This is a genomic window from Cupriavidus sp. 86D6, from assembly GCF_057815095.1.
The window spans coordinates 72,229-87,924 of sequence record NZ_JBYPSB010000015.1 but is presented as its reverse complement, the minus strand read 5'-3'; the positions used below and the strand labels follow the sequence as shown (position 1 = coordinate 87,924).

At 67.7% G+C, this 15,696-nt stretch carries 14 protein-coding genes; 5 read left to right on the top strand and 9 right to left on the bottom strand.

All coding sequences use genetic code 11. The features are described 5' to 3' along the window. Positions 1-10 precede the first annotated feature (10 nt). Positions 11-478 (top strand): hypothetical protein, encoded by a 468-nt coding sequence (locus AC3G88_RS24500; RefSeq protein WP_488773930.1) that lies wholly within the window; start codon positions 11-13, stop codon positions 476-478. A gap of 59 nt (positions 479-537) precedes the next feature. Here the strand turns inward: AC3G88_RS24500 and AC3G88_RS24495 are convergent, their stop codons facing one another. Next, positions 538-2,034 carry a M81 family metallopeptidase gene (locus tag AC3G88_RS24495; RefSeq protein WP_488773929.1) on the bottom strand — a complete coding sequence of 499 codons (1,497 nt, stop codon included), beginning with the start codon at positions 2,032-2,034 and terminating at the stop codon, positions 538-540. Between the two features lie 25 nt (positions 2,035-2,059). Beyond that, positions 2,060-3,379, bottom strand: a complete 1,320-nt coding sequence (locus AC3G88_RS24490) for an MFS transporter (protein WP_488773928.1) — start codon at positions 3,377-3,379, stop codon at positions 2,060-2,062. A 152-nt stretch (positions 3,380-3,531) separates the two neighbouring features. Here AC3G88_RS24490 and AC3G88_RS24485 point away from each other — a divergent pair, with 152 nt between their 5' ends. Both AC3G88_RS24485 and AC3G88_RS24480 read left to right on the top strand, forming a co-directional pair. Beyond that, positions 3,532-4,488, top strand: a complete 957-nt coding sequence (locus AC3G88_RS24485) for a LysR family transcriptional regulator (RefSeq protein ID WP_153946987.1) — start codon at positions 3,532-3,534, stop codon at positions 4,486-4,488. 52 nt (positions 4,489-4,540) lie between these two features. Further along, entirely contained in the window at positions 4,541-4,891 is a 351-nt protein-coding gene (locus AC3G88_RS24480) for a hypothetical protein (protein WP_488773927.1), read from the top strand. A gap of 38 nt (positions 4,892-4,929) precedes the next feature. On the opposite strand, the gene AC3G88_RS24475 is transcribed toward AC3G88_RS24480, so the two are convergent. The 3 genes from AC3G88_RS24475 to AC3G88_RS24465 all read right to left on the bottom strand — a co-directional run bounded on the left by AC3G88_RS24475 (position 4,930) and on the right by AC3G88_RS24465 (position 9,278). Then, positions 4,930-7,131 carry a TonB-dependent siderophore receptor gene (locus tag AC3G88_RS24475; RefSeq protein ID WP_488773926.1) on the bottom strand — a complete coding sequence of 734 codons (2,202 nt, stop codon included), beginning with the start codon at positions 7,129-7,131 and terminating at the stop codon, positions 4,930-4,932. 242 nt (positions 7,132-7,373) lie between these two features. Then, on the bottom strand, positions 7,374-7,889 hold the full coding sequence (locus AC3G88_RS24470; RefSeq protein ID WP_488773925.1) for a hypothetical protein: 516 nt from the start codon (positions 7,887-7,889) through the stop codon (positions 7,374-7,376). A 123-nt stretch (positions 7,890-8,012) separates the two neighbouring features. Next, complete coding sequence (locus AC3G88_RS24465) at positions 8,013-9,278, bottom strand: MFS transporter (RefSeq protein WP_488773924.1); 1,266 nt, start codon at positions 9,276-9,278, stop codon at positions 8,013-8,015. Between the two features lie 162 nt (positions 9,279-9,440). On the opposite strand from AC3G88_RS24465, the gene AC3G88_RS24460 reads away from it, so the two are divergent. After that, positions 9,441-10,382 carry a LysR substrate-binding domain-containing protein gene (locus AC3G88_RS24460; protein WP_488773923.1) on the top strand — a complete coding sequence of 314 codons (942 nt, stop codon included), beginning with the start codon at positions 9,441-9,443 and terminating at the stop codon, positions 10,380-10,382. Here AC3G88_RS24460 and AC3G88_RS24455 read toward each other — a convergent pair. Further along, on the bottom strand, positions 10,339-10,605 hold the full coding sequence (locus AC3G88_RS24455; RefSeq protein ID WP_153946981.1) for a DUF2917 domain-containing protein: 267 nt from the start codon (positions 10,603-10,605) through the stop codon (positions 10,339-10,341). The genes AC3G88_RS24460 and AC3G88_RS24455 overlap by 44 nt on opposite strands. 220 nt (positions 10,606-10,825) lie before the next feature. On the opposite strand from AC3G88_RS24455, the gene AC3G88_RS24450 reads away from it, so the two are divergent. After that, positions 10,826-11,221, top strand: a complete 396-nt coding sequence (locus tag AC3G88_RS24450; RefSeq protein ID WP_488773922.1) for a hypothetical protein — start codon at positions 10,826-10,828, stop codon at positions 11,219-11,221. Positions 11,222-11,251: 30 nt separating this feature from the next. Here the strand turns inward: AC3G88_RS24450 and AC3G88_RS24445 are convergent, their stop codons facing one another. The 3 genes from AC3G88_RS24445 to AC3G88_RS24435 form a co-directional block, all read right to left on the bottom strand. After that, positions 11,252-12,898, bottom strand: a complete 1,647-nt coding sequence (locus AC3G88_RS24445; protein WP_488773921.1) for a phospholipase D family protein — start codon at positions 12,896-12,898, stop codon at positions 11,252-11,254. A gap of 73 nt (positions 12,899-12,971) precedes the next feature. Continuing rightward, positions 12,972-13,838: a mechanosensitive ion channel domain-containing protein gene (locus tag AC3G88_RS24440; RefSeq protein ID WP_488773920.1), complete on the bottom strand. Its 867-nt coding sequence runs from the start codon at positions 13,836-13,838 to the stop codon at positions 12,972-12,974. Between the two features lie 318 nt (positions 13,839-14,156). Beyond that, complete coding sequence (locus AC3G88_RS24435) at positions 14,157-15,695, bottom strand: efflux transporter outer membrane subunit (RefSeq protein WP_488773919.1); 1,539 nt, start codon at positions 15,693-15,695, stop codon at positions 14,157-14,159. Between the last annotated feature and the right edge of the window lies 1 nt (position 15,696).

The window sequence follows — 15,696 nt, the reverse complement described above, 5'->3', positions numbered from 1 at the left end:
GAATCAGGACGTGCCCTTCATCCTCCTAGGCATCGCGATCCTCGTTGCCTTCGTTTATGGCCTGGTCCGGCTCTACCAGCTGGTGACGGCCGCTTCCGGCATGCTGGCCGGCGCCACCGCCGACATTCTCATACTGGCGATACTGGCGGCGCTGTGCGTGGCGGCGCTGCGCCGCTACCGGGCCATCCATGGCCGGCGCGTCAAAGGCGAGCGCATCCTGGCCCTGAGGGGAGAATGGGGGACGCTCAAGGTCGACGCCGAACGCAAGAACTGCGTGCTGCAGATGAACGGTCAGCGCCAGGTGCTGATCTTCGCGGACATCGAGGCGGCCCGGCCCGAGGCGCGCCAGGGCCGCTGGTATGTGGTCGTCGGCCTGCGCCACGGCAAGCCGGGCGAATGGGTGATACCGGTAGCCGACCGGGACGCCGCCAACCTGTGGGCGAAGATCTTCCGGCTGGCCGCATTGCAGAAGCTCTGAGCGCCGGCGCGTGGTCGCCCGGCGTCAGGCTTCAGGCTTCAGGCGTCAGGCGTCAGGCGTCAGGCCCGGAACGGCTCGCCCATCGGCTTCAGGCGGATGCCGGGCGCCAGGCGCGTCCACGGCAGGTCGGCCGGGTCGGCCGTCATCGGCCCCGGGGCCTTGGCCACCAGCACGGCATGGGCGATGCCCTGGAAGTCCGCGCGAAAATGTACCGAGCTCTTGTTCACCAGGATCTTCATCGCCTCGGGCTCGACCCCGCCCACGCGATACAGGTTGCGATCGAGCATCTGCGCCTTGCCGCCGCTGACCACCACCTGCACGCCGCCGATACCCAGCAGCGCCACGGGCCCGACATCGGCCAGCATGCCGTGCATCATCGGGCCGCCAAAGCGGCAGACGCCGTCCGACAGCCCGAGCACCTCGAAGCGCCCCTGCAGCGGCTCGTCGCCGGGCACGCCGGACACGCCCCCCAGCGCCACGTCGATCACCGCGCCCACGCCGGCGCGATGCGCGGCAGCCGCCACGGCCGGGTCCCATATCAGGCCGATGGCCGCGCCCTGCGCGCCGTTGCGCAGCAGCGCGCGCAGCATGCCCATCGTGTTCGAATCGCCGCCGGCACCGGGGTTGTCCTGGGTATCGGCGATGACCACCGGGCGCGTGGCGCCTTCGGCCATCCGCATGGCTTGGCGCACCGCGTCGTCGGGGGACAGGAACGGCACCTCCCACGCGGCCTCCTCGGCCAGCATCCGGTCGTAGAGCGCCTGCACGGCGGCTTCGGCGGCGGCGTCATCGTCGCCATAGCCCCAGATCACCGGCCCGCACTCCGGAAAGTCGGCGGCCGGGAAGCCGGGCGCGAACGACAGCGACACCACCCCGCCCGCTTCCAGCTCGGCCAGCGCCGCGTACAGGCCGCGCGCGGGCTCCAGCATCGTGCACATGCCGTTGATCGGAATCAGGAACGGCAGGCGGCGGGCGGCGGCACGCCAGCGGCGCGGGCCGGCCAGCAGCGGCTGCAGCAGTTCGGCGGCGCGCACGCCGGTTTCGGCCATGTCGACGTGCGGATACGTGCGATAGGCCACCAGCGCATCGGCGGCGTCGAGCATGCGCTGCGTGACATTGGCGTGGAGGTCCAGCGACGCCACCAGCGGCACCGCCGGGCCGATCACCTCGCGCAGGCGGGCCAGCAATTCGCCCTCGCCATCGTCGGCATGCTCGGCCACCATCGCGCCGTGCAGGTCCAGGTAGATGGCATCGAAACCGCCCGCGCGGGCAGCCGCGACGATTTCGCCGGCGATGCGCTCGAACGCATCCCGGGTCACATGGGCCGACGGGCTGGCGCCGGCCCAGATCACCGGGCGCAGGGCCCAGCCGTTGCGCTGCGCGGCCTGGATGAATCCGCCCACGGGGATATTCACATCGCGCAGCGCCAGCACATCGTCGCCGCGCGCCATCGCCGGGAAGCCCTCGCCGCGCTCGAAACTGGCGTAGGTGGCCTTCGATGGCGCAAACGTATTGGTTTCGTGCTGGAAACCGGCGATCAGGATTCGGGGTGCCAAGGGCCTCTCCATGTTCATGTTGTCGTCAAACCGTGGCCGGACGGCCGTGCGGCGCGGGCATGCGGTTGGCCACCAGCGTCACCGCGCCGGCCACCAGCAGCGCCACCATCACCAGCAGGCCGGCCTGCATGCTGCCGGTTGCCGTGCGCACCCAGCCAATGATGGTCGGGCTCAGGAAGCCGCCGATCAGGCCGATCGTGTTGATCAGCGCGATACCGCCCGCGGCGGCATCGCCCTTCAGGTATTGCGACGGTATGGCCCAGAACACCGTATAGGCCGTCCACATCATCGCCGTGGCGATCGTCATGCACAACAGCGACACCGCCAGGTTGCCGCTGGACAGCGTGGCCACCGCCAGCGCCACGGCCCCGATGAAGGCGGGCACGGCGCTATGCAGGCGCCGCTCGCCGCGCCGGTCCGAGCGCCGGCCGATCACGACCATCGCAATGGCGGCCGCGATATACGGGATCATCGAATACAGGCCGATCTGCATGGTGTCGGTCACGCCATCGGCCTTGATGATCGACGGCAGCCAGAAGCTGACCGCGTAGATGCCGCAGATCATCGTGAAGTAGGCGAAGGCCAGCAGGTACACGCGCGGATCGCGCGCCACCTGGCCAAACGAATGGTGGCCCGCGCCGGGCGTGTGCAGTTCAGCGGCAATCATGCGCTTTTCGGTATCGGTCAGCCACTTTGCATCGGCCGGCCGGTCCGCCAGCACGCGCAGCGCCAGCACGCCCAGCAGCACGCACGGCAGGCCTTCCACCAGGAACATCCACTGCCAGCCTGCCAGGCCATGCGTGCCCGACAGGCCAGTCATCAGCCACGTGGACAGCGGCGAGCCGAAGATGCCGCCAAGCGGGCCCGCCAGCATCACCACGGCCATCACGCGCGCCATGCGCTGCTGGCCGTACCAGTACGTCAGGTAGAAGATCATGCCCGGCGCAAACCCCGCCTCGAACACGCCCAGCAGGAAGCGCATCACATAGAACGTGGTTTCGTCGCGCACGAACATCATGCCGGCCGACGTCAGCCCCCATAGCACCAGGATGCGGCTGATGGTCTTGCGCGCCCCGATGCGGGGCAGCAGCAGGTTGCTGGGGATCTCGAACAGCACATAGCCGAAGAAGAAGATGCCGGCGCCCAGGCCGTACACAGCGTCGGAGAAGCCCAGGTCGCTCTGCATCTGCAGCTTGGCGAAGCCGATATTGACGCGGTCCAGGTAGGCGAACGTATAGCAGAGCAGCAGGAAGGGCAGCAGGCGCCAGTTCAGTTTGCGGTACAGCGCCTGTTGCGCGGCGCGGTCGTGCGCCGGCGTGGTGCGTGGGGGCAGTGTGGTGGACATGCGGTCTCTCCCGTGGTCGTCCTTTGGATGCGATGAACGTTGTGCTGTCGCTTTTTCTTGTTGTCGAAGGATCGTCGGTCAGATGAAAAAGCAGAGCAAGAGCAACTTAAGTCGGCTATCGTTGCCCAATCGGCAACAGCTTGGCATTCGACATGCGAGAACTGAACCAGCGCAGGCTGCGCTATTTCCACGAGGTGCTCACGCACGGATCGATCCGGGGCGCGGCCGACAGCATCAACACATCGCCGTCGGTCATCACGCGCCAGATCCGACTGCTGGAGGACGAAGTCGGCGCGCCGCTGTTCGACCGCCACGCACGCGGCGTGCAGCCCACCGAAGTGGCGCTGCACCTGCTGGAATACTGGCAGGGCTGCCGGGCGCAGCAGGAGCTGTTCGAAGACCGCTTGCAGGCGCTGCGTGGCCTGCAGCACGGCCAGATCCGCATTGCCACCAGCGAGGGCTATGTCGATGGCCTGATGGACGAGGTGCTCACCGACTTCTGCGCGCAATACCCCCGGCTCGACGTCACGGTGGACATCCTGCCCGTCAACAACGTGCTGCAGGAGGTGGCCGAAAGCCGCGCGCATATCGGCCTGGCCTACAACCCGCCGTCGCATGCCGATGTGCGCTGGGTGGCCACGTCGTCGCAGCCGGTGGTGCTGCTGGTGCATGCCGGGCATCCGCTGGCGCTGCGCGGCACCACCGTGGACGTGCGCGAGCTTGCCGACTACCCGCTGGCGATGATGCCGCCGGCGTTCGGGCTCGGGCAGATCGTGCAGATGCTGGCGTACGCCGAGAACATCCAGATCCGGCCCACGCTGACCACCAATTCGCTGGCCGTGCTGCGGCACTTCGTCAAGCGCCACCACGGCATCACGCTGATCGGCGCGTTTGCCGCGTATCGGGAACTGGGCTCGGGCGAACTGGTGACCCTGCCGATCGCCCACCCGCTGTTCGAGGCGGCCAAGGCGCGGTTGCTGGTCAAGGCGGGCCGCCCGCTGGGCGTGGCCGCCGACACGCTGCTGGGCTGCATCGTTCGCGACATGTCGATGTTCGCGGCCCCGGCACCGCGCGGGCGCGGACGGTCCACGGCGCGCAAGTCGCCGTGAACGCAGGGTCCGCTAGAATCGGGGCTCCCTCATACGGCCAAGGAGCCTCTGCATGACTGCACCGAACTGGAAAGGGATGGCCCTCACGGGCACCGTGGCAATGGCCACGATGATGGCAGGCTGCGCCGCGCAGCCGCAGGCGCCGCAGCCGCCGACTGCCGGCGTGGCCAATCCGGGCCCCCAAGGCGGCCGTGGCACGCCCGAGGGCTGCCAGGCCGACAAGCTCGGCGACGACGCGCTGATCGGCAAGACCGAGGCGGACGCGGCCAAACTGCTCGAAGGCTGCGCATGGCGCTTCGGCAATCGCGAAGGCCAGCATATGCCGGGCACGATGGACTACAACCCGCAGCGGCGCACCATCGACGTGATGGGCGGCAAGGTCACGGCGGTGCGCCGAGGCTGAAAACGGCGGCCCCTGCCGGCCGCCTGCATTTCAATCCATCAGAACTGCAGCGAGGCGTTCATCAGGAACGTGCGCGTGGCCGCCGGCAGCACGAAGCCGTCATAGGTGGTGGTCCAGTAGCGGCGGTTGAACACGTTGTTCAGCACCGCGCGCACGGTCACCTGCTTGCCGGCCACACGGGTGGTATAGCGCGCGCCGACGTCGGCCGTGGTGTACGACGGAATCTGCTGCGTATTGGCCGAGTTCACGTACATCGAGCCGGTCACCTTGGCGCCCGTCCACAGCGTCAGGCCGGGGACGAACGGCGTGTCGTACTCGACGCGGCCGGTCACGATGTAGTTCGGCGTGGCGAAGACCCGGTTGCCGTTGACCTGCGGATCGTCGACGTCCGTGGTTTTGGTGTGCAGCCACAGCACGCCGCCCATCAGGCGAATGTCACGCGCCACGCGCCACCAGCCGCTGGTATCCACGCCCGTGAACTGCTGCTTGCCGTTCTGCACGAAGACGTTCGACGTGTTGGTGTACTCGTAGCCCTTGTCCACGCGGAACAGGGCCAGGTTGGCGCCCCACTTGTCGCGGTCGGTCTTGAAGCCCACCTCGTACTGGCGGCTCTTTAGCGGGCCGAAGGTCTCGCCAGCGTTCGCGGCGGTCGGGCCGGCCGATCCGCCCGGTTCCAGCGATTCCACGTAGCTCACGTAGGCGGTCGAGAAATCGTCCGTCTTGAACATCACCGCTGCCGTGGGCGTGATCGGGTTGGCGCTGTAGCGCGACGTCCGGACCGCTTCGGGGCTGTAGTTGTCTTGCGAGAACATGTTGTAGCGCAGGCCAGCCAGCACCGACAGGCGCGGCGTGATCTGCACCGTGTCGCTCAGGTAGGCCGATTTCTGCTGGATCTTGTAGTCGCGGTACGGAATGTAGTCCTTGCCCACGCCGGCCTGCTCGTCCAGCGCGATGGGGTTGTACAGGTTGTTCATCCCCATGAAGATGCCGTTGCCGCCCAGGCCGTTGTCCAGCTCGCGCACCTGCGAGAGGTAGCCCAGGCCCGCCACGATCTCGTGCTTGAGGCCCCCTGTGTCGAACTTGCCCTGCACCATCGCGTCGTACGCCTGATAGTAGTAGGCGGTCTTCCAGCGGTAGTTGGTGTCCGAGTAGTTCCCTGCGTCGTCCGTGACAAACAGGAAGCTGTCGGCATTCAGGCGGTTCTGGCGTGCGAAGCGGTACTTGAAGCTGGTCTTCCAGTCGCTGTTGATGCGGTAGTCCACGCCGGTGCCCACGGTCAGCGTGTCGGTCTCGTGCGACGACCACGGCTGGGCCAGGTTGCGCGCCACGCTACTGGCGGCGGGGATGGTGTCCGTGCCGAACGACAGCCCGAAGATCGTGCCCTGCGACTTGCGCTTCCAGTACATGATGTCGGCGTTCCACGTCAGGTCCGGCGTGATGCGGAAGTCGGTGGCCAGCGAAAACGTCTGGCGGCGCACGTGCACGCCCTGTTCGCTGGTGTTGCCGTCCTCGTTCACGGCGTTGATGCGGTAGCCGAAGCGGTCGTCGTTGCCAAAGCGGCCGCCCACATCGACCTTCTCGCTCCAGACGTTGTTGGTCTGGTAGCCGATGGTCACCTCGCGCAGCGGCGTGGCGGTGGGCCGCTTGGCCACGTAGTTGATGATGCCGCCCGGCGAGCCAAAGCCGTACATGAAGCCAGACAGGCCCTTGAGCAGCTCCACCTGCTCGAACGGCTCCAGCGGGATGTCGGCGTCCCACGTGACGAAGTTCTGGCCATCCACCTTCGTGCCGTTGAGCATGTCCACGCGAATGCCGCGCACGGAGAAGTACGAGTTCTCGGTGCGTGCGTTGTCGCCCAGCACCTGCACGGCGGGGTCGTACCTGAACACATCGTTGGCGGTCTGCGCCATGCGCTGCTGGATCTCGTCGCTGGACACCGCGTTGACCGAGAACGGCGTATCCACGGCCTTGCGGTCGCCCAGCGCGCCGTTGCTCACACGCTCGACCTTGACCGCCTCGCCGGACCGGTCGGCCACCACGGTGGCCGTGGGCAGCGTGGCGGTGGCGCCCGGATCGGCCGGCTGGGCCCGAACCTGCGCGTGGACGGGCGCGGACAGCGACAGCGACAGGCCCAGCACTGCGGCGGCAACAGGTGACAGCGCGGTGGCTGGCAGCGAAGAACGGACAGAAACGCGCGAGCGCAGGCTGGCGCGACCGTTGGACAGACGGTGCAAGAACATCGGAATTCCCGGGATTGTTATGGGCGGTGTGCTGGCTCGACGTGCGCGATGCGGCGTGTGCCGCACATCAACACAAATAGTAATGCGAATAATTCGTGTTTATACAATGGACGAGCGGTTCACCCGGGAATTAGTTGAGTCTTCAATGTGGATTGTTGCATTGGCGCCACTCGGGCGGACCCGCGTGGCGCAATGCGGATGGCCGGGCCGCCCCACCCGGCGCGCCGTTGATAGCCGTTCGGCTATCTCCGGCTGCGTTCGCCGCCGCGCGAGTCCTGGATGATCATCGTCCGGTCCAGCACGCCGTTGTCGTCAAAATAGGCGCTGAAGTGCGCCGGCAGGTAGCCGGGCAGGTACATCCGGTACGACCACGCCTCGCGCTTCATCAGCGCGTAGTACTGGATCGGCTCCTTGGGCTTGCCCCAGCGTTCCAGCACATCCTGCTTGGTCCACTGGCCGGGCCGCGCGGTGTAGATCTCGTTTTCGGTCAGCGTCTGCCGGAAATTCGTCAGCTTGCCGCTGGCATCGAAGTCGGCCGCGTAGATTTCGTAGCCGTACGGCTGTTTGGAATAAATCCACCGCTGGGTGCCGTTGGCCATCTGGAACGTATCGGTGGGGGTGCCGAACGCCTGCTGCACGGCGGCCTGCGGGCTGCCGATCAGCTTTTGGCCGGTCTCCACCGGCTGCAGCGATGCGCATGCGCTCAGCACAAGGGCTGCCGCGACGGCACCCGTCCAAACGGAAAAACGAAACGGCATGGCGGCCTCCGGATACGGGAATGACAGGACGTGCGTGCCAAGCATACTCCACCTCCCGCGCCCGGCACGCAGCCTGCCTGATGCGTAAACACACCAGGCCAGCCCTTTATTCCATGCAGGCGCTCAAGGCCGCAGCCCCTGCCATGGCGCGCGCACAATCTCGCGGTCGTCGATGGGCCAATGCAACGCCGCCGCGATCACGCCCAGCGCCATCGCACCCATCCACACCAGATCATAGGAATGCGTCAGTTCGAACACCAGCCCGCCCAGCCACACCCCCAGGAAAGACCCCAGCTGATGGCCAAGGAACACAAAGCCGAACAGCGTGGTGATGTACCGCACGCCAAACACCTGCGAGACGATGCCGCTGGTCAATGGCACCGTGCCCAGCCACAGGAAGCCCATCACGGCCGCAAACCCGTAAAGCGTGAGCGGGCTGAGCGGCAGCAGCAGGAACAGCGCCATCGCCGACGTGCGCGTCAGGTAGATGCCGGCCAGCAGGTACTTCTTCACGTGCCGCCCGCCCAGCCAGCCGAAGGCGTAGGTGCCCGCGATATTGGCCAGTGCGATCAGGGCCAGCGCAATCATCGCGCTGGCCGGCTGCATGCCCTGGTCGCGCAGGTAGGCCGGCAGATGGTTGGCGATGAACGCCAGCTGGAAGCCGCATGCCAGAAAGCCCAGGTTGAGCAGCCAGAACCCCGGATGCCGGAAGGCCTCGCCGATGGCGGCCCGCATCGAAGGCTGGTCGCCCCTGGCATCGCCGCCCGTCGCGCGATCCTGGAACGGCAGCGCCAACGGCACCAGCAACAGGGCCGCCCCGGCAAAGATCATCAACGTCAGCTGCCACCCCGCCGCCGACAGCAGCGCCTGCGCCGACGGCACCATCAGGAACTGCCCGATGCCCCCGCACGCCCCGGCAATGCCCAGCGTGCGACTGCGCTGTTCCGGCGGCACCATGCGGCTCAGCGCGCCATAGGCCACGCCGAACGTCGTCCCGGACTGCGCGATGCCGATACAGATGCCGCCCGCCAGCACGAAGGCCATCGACGACGGCGCCAGTGCCATGCCCCACAGTCCGGCCGCGTACAGCAACAGCCCGGCCAGCATCACCTTCCACGACCCGAAGCGGTCGGCCACCATGCCCGTCAGCGGCTGAGCGATGCCCCACACCAGGTTCTGCACGGCCATCGCAAAGCCGAATGTCTCGCGGGTCCAGCCCCGTTCGGCGATCACCGGCAGCAGGAACAGGCCCTGCACGTGGCGTACCCCCAGCGCCAGGCCCATCACGAGCCCGGCCGCCAGCAGCAGAAAGACGGTGCCGCGCCACCAGGGCGGCGCCGCGTCCGGTTGCAATGCACGGACATCATGCGAAGACTGGCGAAGCGACATGGCGGGCTCCAGTGGCGGCGGTTCGGATCGGCTTTATTTCAAGCGATTCCGGGCGCCGGTTCAAACGAGATTTCAGGCGTTCTGCCATTCCATCCGCGCATGGCAGCCGAGCGGATTTCCGTGCTGTAATGGGGCTCGCCAGCGCCCCCGTGAGGCTTTGCCATGTCCGTCCCGCTCGTCCGCCTGTTTCCGCTCGATCTGCTCAAGGGCTTTGTGGCCGTGGGCCGGCGCATGAGCATCACCCAGGCCGCCGACGACCTGTGCCTGACCCAGTCGGCCGTCAGCCGCCAGATCCGCGCGCTGGAAGACCAGCTACAGGTACGCCTGTTCGTGCGCCAGCATCGCGGCGTGGCGTTCACGCCCGAAGGCGAACGCCTGTTCCGCAGCGCCGACGGCGCGGTGCAGCAGTTGCAGGACGTGGCCGCGGAACTGCGCAAGCGCGATGGAAGCCAGCCCGTCACGGTCACGGCCAGCATCGGCGTGGCCGGCCTGTGGCTGCTGCCACGGCTGGGCAGCCTGCAGCGCCGGTATCCGAAGCTCGACGTGCGGCTGTCCGCCAGCAACCAGATCAGCGACCTGCGCGCCGATGGCATCGACTTGGCCATCCGCTATTGCCCGGCATCGGCCGCGCCGCCCCACGCCCTGCGGCTGTTCGACGAAACCATCGCACCGGTGGCCAATCCGGCGCTGGGCGCCACGCGCGTGACCTCGGCCGAAGCCCTGGCGGCACTGCCATTGCTCGAATTCGACGATCCGCGCCCATGGCTGCACTGGCGCAACTGGCTTGGCGCGCAAGGCTACCGGCAGGCCGCCCGGCGCGGCATCCTGCGCTTCAATCAGTATGACCAGGTAATTCATGCGGCACTTGCCGGACAAGGCGTGGCGCTCGGACGCCTGGAACTGATCCAGTCGCTGATCGAAGGCGGCCAGCTGAACGTGGTCACCACGGCAGGCGCGGTCATGCCCAGCCCCAACGCGTTCTGGCTGATCCATGCCACCGAGACTCCGCGCGACGACGTGCGCCACGTGGCCGACTGGATTGCCGAGGAAGCGGCGCGCGTCAGGCCGGGCGCAGCGCCAACTGCTGGCTGGCGGCCGGCGTGATGTGGCATTGCACCGCGCCCAGCGCACGCAGTGCGCTCAGGAAATAGACGCCGTCCTCCTCCACACGGCACTGCTGGCCGGCCGACAGCACGATATCCGCCGACGGCCGGGCGCGCCGGTGCTCGACGGTGATCCACAACTGGCCGGCGCGGCAGGTCACACGGGCGCCCGCGCGCAGTGGCACGGGTACGCAGTCCGATTCGATCAGCAAATCCCAGGTCATGGCAGGCTCCGGTTCATGCCTGCAGTGTGGCAAACGGGCGTTTGCCTGCCATGAGACATCGGGCAGCCTGCCATGAGATCCGCGCCCGCGCCGGGCCGGGCCCGGGTCGTACCTTGCCGCTAACGAAACGCTTCACCGATCCGTTAACATGGGCGGCAGCACGAAATCTGACCCGAACGGGTGGATACCCGCGCGCCCTGCCCACATCGAGCCACCCATCATGGATCCCCTGTCATTCGAATTCGTCACGGTCGAAGAAGCCAGGAAGGTACTGGACGGCGACCCGCCTGCCTCGGCGCACGTCAACTGGAGCGAACTGCGCCACGCGCCGGACCCGATCAACCTGTCGCTGACGCCAGTGGCGCTCAGGTGGCTGGCCCAGTTGCCGCGTGAAGTCCGTCCGCTGGAGCTGTTCTACGCGTATCCGCGCATTGGCAACCAGCTGGCCGCACTGGGCAATGCCGCCGCCGTATCCGCCTTCGTCGCCGAACTGCTGATCGACAAGCGCGGCGACCGGCAGGGTTTTCCGGGTGGCATCGCCGGCGAACTGTCGCGCCTGCAGGCCTACCTGCTGCAACTGCTGCAGCCCGACGGCGGCGAGACCACCGTGCCCTAGCCTGGCCAGGCCCGCCCCGTGGCCGCTTGGCTACAGTTGATCCTCCACGGGCAGCAGCTGCAGGACGTCGATGCCCATGTGCTGCCACATGCTCATGTCCGGCTCCTGATCGTAGGTGGTTTCCTTGCCGTTGTCGCGCGTGGTCCACGTCAGCGACTGCGCACCGCTGTCGCTCGTTTTCAGGCCCACGCGGTAGGCGATATCGAGCAGCCGGCGGTCCATGTCCTCCACCAGCAGCCTGGCCAGCGCCGGACTGTCCAGCACCACCCCCATTTCGGTATTGAGCTTGATCGAGCGCGGGTCCAGATTCATCGACCCGATGAACAGCGTCTGGCGGTCCACCACGTAGGCCTTGGCATGCAGGCTTGCGCGGCTCGACGCAAACATGCGCGACTTGCTCGCCCGGCTGCGCACCAGTTCGGCATTGGCCGTGGGTTTCAGCTCGTAGAGTTCCACGCCGGCCTCCAGCAGCCGCTTGCGCGTGGGCGCGTACCCGGCATGCACCGCCGCAACGTCGGTGGCGGCGAAGGAATTGGTCAGCACACGCACCTTGACGCCCCGTTTGACCATGGCGGCCAACCACGCCTCGCCCTTCTTGTTGGGCACGAAGTACGGGGAAACCAGCACCAGCTCGGTCCGGGCCTTTTCCATCATCGCGCGCAGCTGCGGAATGGCGTGCGTGGAGGGGTCGTCGGCGGATTCCTCGATCTTGTCGGCCTTGTCGGCAATCACGCGCGCCGCGCCCATGTAGCCGGGCAGGCGGCCCGACTCGATGCCGCGCGCCAGGCCCGAATCCAGCAGTTCCTGCACGAACGGGCTGGCGCGGGCCGTGTCGCCCTTGGCCTCGATCTGCTTGCGGAAGGCGCGCAGTTCGTCGGGTGCCTCCTTGCCTTCGGGGGTCAGCGTGGCCACGGGATAGGCGTTCTCGCTGTTCCAGTATTCGTCGAAAACCTTGCTGGCGGCCGGCACCACTGGGCCGGCCACCATCACGTCGAGGTCGCTGAACGCCATGTCGGACTTGGCCGAGAAGTACGCGTCGCCGATATTGCGGCCGCCCATGATCGACACCAGGTTGTCCACCGTCATCTGCTTGTTGTGCATGCGGCGGTTCAGGCGGCCGAAATCGAACAGCAGCTCCAGCCATCGGGCGTTGCGGTTGGCAAACGGATTGAAGATGCGCACCTCGATGTTCGGATGCGAATCCACCGCCGCCCAGATCTTGTCCTGCTTGCCGGTATGGATGTCGTCCAGCAGCACGCGCACGCGTACGCCGCGATCGGCGGCGTCGATCACCTCGCCCAGCAGCGCACTGCCCGTGGTATCGACGTCATAGATGTAGTACTGCAGGTCCAGCGTCTTCTGCGCGGCCCGCGCCAGTGCCATGCGCGCCGTCAGCGCATCGGGCCCCGCGCCCAGCGGATAGAAGATCGACTGCCCGGGATTCTGCCCCAGCCGTGGCGCCAGCGACCTTGCCAGCAGCGTCGTGCCGGTATCCGTCGCGGCGTAGCTGGGCGTGCGCCCGGCATTGGCGGGCAGGCTCGCACAGCCGCCTGCCAGCGCCAGCCAGACCGAGATGGCGACCAGCCACGCCAGCGACCGCACATGCCGCCACCCCGGCACGGGCGCCGGGCCGGGGTTCGCGCCATCTCCATGCCATCGAATCAGGGCCTGCGCCATGGTGTTCTCCTCGACGGTCCTGCCGCCTGCGGCCTGCCGGATGCCATGGACCCGGTGGCCACCCCGTCCCGCGCTACGGTTGCGCCACGGGCGCTTCCGGTGGGGGCGCCGTCCCGGAATCCACCGGCCGGCCCTGCGCCCGCTCGCGGTAATAGCCGCGCACGATCTGCTGCGCCACCGCCAGCCGTGCGCTGACCGGCACCGGAAAGCGCACCACGGCGTCGAAGCGGGTCACGTCGAACGGTTCGAATATCACCCGTGGCTCGAACTGCGACAGGTCCACAAAGCGCATGTCCCCGTAGCGCCGCAGCGTGCGGCCCGCTTCTTCCATGAAGCCTTCGCACGCGCGGCGCGCCACCTGCACCAGCAGCGCCTCCACCACTTCGGGATCGTCGCCCACGGCCAGCGGAATCCGCACCATGTCCAGCGTATAGGCGCCGGCCTGCGAATGGTTGCGCACGGCCGTCGTCAGCAGCATGCTGTTCGGCACCTGCACGGTAAAGCCGGTGTACTGGCGCGCGGCGGCCACTTCCACCAGCGTGGTGGACATCACGTCCATGTCGATGACTTCGCCGCCGAACGGGCCGATCTCCACCAGGTCGCCAAGCTGGAACGGGCGCGTGATCATGCGCATGAACGCACCCAGGAAGCACATCACCAGTTCCTTGCCGACCAGCAGCAAGGCCGCCGCGAACGCCGCCAGCGAGATCGCCACGCTCTTGAGCTCGGACACCCAGATGCCCAGCAGCAACAGGAACACCACCGCCGCCACCAGATTGCGCGACGCCACGGTCCAGGCGCGATAGCTGCCCCGGTTGTCGGCCTGCAGGCGCGCCGAGAAAAAGCGGTTGATCAGCTTGACCACCAGCGTGCCGGCAAGAATCACCACCACGCTGGTGACGATGTTGACCAGGATGCTGTCGTTGGCGTTGAAGTGCATGGGCGATTTGTCTGTTGTTCTGCATCCCGTCCTCCGCCGCCCGTAACACATTGTTGCAATCGGCGCCGCAGGGAGAATGCCCACGGCGATTCTATCCACTTGGCAGTCTGCGGTGCTGGCTGTTTGTCCAAAAGTCGGCGTCGTCCGGTTCGGCTGTCGGCGTTTCTCTTGCAATTGCTGCACCCGCACTTTCCATGCGAAAGCCAAAACCGAATCGCAAAGCCGGGGCGGAATCGGCCCGCCGCGCCGGGGCCGCCGTGCTGGCGTTGCCGTGCGGCGCAGCAAATGCGGCCGTCACGGCCGCACGCGCGTTCCTGGTCAGGAAGCCGGTGTGGGCGCTTTGGCCGGTGTGGCAGTTGGCGCAGACGCGGCGTGGGCACCTTCGGCGGCGGCCGCCGTCTGCCATCCCAGCCCCAGCGACTTCTGCAGCGACACATAGTCCTTGAGCAGGTCCGCATCGCCCGAGATGCGGTTCTGCTGCGCCACCACGCGCGTGCGTTCCACATCGAGCCATTCCAGCATGCTGGCCGTGCCGGCACGGTAACGTTGCTGCTGCAGCGTCGATGCCCGTTCGGACGATGCCTCCACGCGGCGCAGCACGACCACGTGTTCGCGCTGATGGCCGTAGCGCGAGAGCGCCACATCGGCATCGCGCAGGGCCTTCAGCACCGTGCTGCGATAGTTGGCGTCGGCCTCGTCGCGTCCGCCCTCTGCGCTATCCACCCCGGCGGCCACACGGCCGAAATCGAGGATATTCCATTGCAGGCGCGGCAGCGTCAGCCACGTGCCGTTGTCCTTGCGGGCCAGGTGGCCGGGGTCCATCGCGCTGAACCCGAGCGAACCCAGCAGCGACAGCTTCGGGAACCAGTCGGCCTTGCGCACGCCGATCTGCGCCGTGCTCGACGCCAGCCGGCGTTCGGCCGCGCGGATATCGGGCCGGGCCTTGAGCAGCGCCGCCGGATCGCCCACCGCCACGGTCTCGGGCACGCGGGGCAACGGCCGGGCGGCCGACAGCGCCGCATCGAGCGTCCCCGGGGCACGGCCGGTCAGCAGCGCCAGCTGGTCGAACTGTTCCGCGATGCTGGCCTGCACCGGTGACATCTGCGCCCGTGTGTTGTCGAGCTGTGTCAGCAGGCGCTCCACTTCGAGCTGCGACGCCACGCCGCGTGCGCGCCGCTGCTGCGTCAGGTCGAGCATGTCGGCCTCCAGCTTCTCGGAATCCTGCAGGTGCGCCAGGCTGGCCTGCTGTTCGCGCAGCGTGATATAGGCCTGCGCCACCTCGGCGGCCAGCTGCACATGCGCGTCCGCCAACTGCGCCGAGGCCGCATCGGCTTCGGCCGAGGCCGCCTCGATCGACCGGCGCGTGCCGCCGAACAGATCGATCTCCCAGCTGGCATCGAAGCTGGCGATATACAGCGACAGCGGCCCGCGCCCGCCACCCGACGATCCATTGCCGGACAGCGCCGACAGGTCCGGCGAGCGGGTGCGCAGCATCGCCGCATCGAAGCCCACTTTCGGCAGCAGATTGGCCTTGTTGCTATCGAGCCCGGCCCGGGCCTGGCGCACGCGGGCGCGCGCCACGTCGATATCGGGGCTGTCCTGGAGCGCGGTCTCGATCAGCGTATCGAGCTGGGTATCGCCCAAGGCGTGCCACCAGTCCGCGGCGCGCGGCGCTACGGGCTGGGCCTCTGCCGGCGCGTGCGGGAAGCGTCCCGCGTCGATGGCGTTGCCGGCCACTTCGGGCGCGCTGCGGTAGTCGGGGCCCACCGTGCAGCCGGCCACCAGCCATCCGGCAGCGAGCGAGGCGGCGGCAAGGGTCAGCAGGCGTGGCCGCCTGGCAGGTGAAAAGACAGACATG

Bases quoted from the DNA above. Each gene is read 5' to 3' on its own strand.
- AC3G88_RS24490 (WP_488773928.1), bottom strand. From the start codon at position 3,379: ATGTCCACCACACTGCCCCCACGCACCACGCCGGCGCACGACCGCGCC.
- AC3G88_RS24485 (WP_153946987.1), top strand. From the start codon at position 3,532: ATGCGAGAACTGAACCAGCGCAGGCTGCGCTATTTCCACGAGGTGCTC.
- AC3G88_RS24480 (WP_488773927.1), top strand. From the start codon at position 4,541: ATGACTGCACCGAACTGGAAAGGGATGGCCCTCACGGGCACCGTGGCA.
- AC3G88_RS24475 (WP_488773926.1), bottom strand. From the start codon at position 7,131: ATGTTCTTGCACCGTCTGTCCAACGGTCGCGCCAGCCTGCGCTCGCGC.
- AC3G88_RS24470 (WP_488773925.1), bottom strand. From the start codon at position 7,889: ATGCCGTTTCGTTTTTCCGTTTGGACGGGTGCCGTCGCGGCAGCCCTT.
- AC3G88_RS24465 (WP_488773924.1), bottom strand. From the start codon at position 9,278: ATGTCGCTTCGCCAGTCTTCGCATGATGTCCGTGCATTGCAACCGGAC.
- AC3G88_RS24460 (WP_488773923.1), top strand. From the start codon at position 9,441: ATGTCCGTCCCGCTCGTCCGCCTGTTTCCGCTCGATCTGCTCAAGGGC.
- AC3G88_RS24455 (WP_153946981.1), bottom strand. From the start codon at position 10,605: ATGACCTGGGATTTGCTGATCGAATCGGACTGCGTACCCGTGCCACTG.
- AC3G88_RS24450 (WP_488773922.1), top strand. From the start codon at position 10,826: ATGGATCCCCTGTCATTCGAATTCGTCACGGTCGAAGAAGCCAGGAAG.
- AC3G88_RS24445 (WP_488773921.1), bottom strand. From the start codon at position 12,898: ATGGCGCAGGCCCTGATTCGATGGCATGGAGATGGCGCGAACCCCGGC.
- AC3G88_RS24440 (WP_488773920.1), bottom strand. From the start codon at position 13,838: ATGCACTTCAACGCCAACGACAGCATCCTGGTCAACATCGTCACCAGC.
- AC3G88_RS24435 (WP_488773919.1), bottom strand. From the start codon at position 15,695: ATGTCTGTCTTTTCACCTGCCAGGCGGCCACGCCTGCTGACCCTTGCC.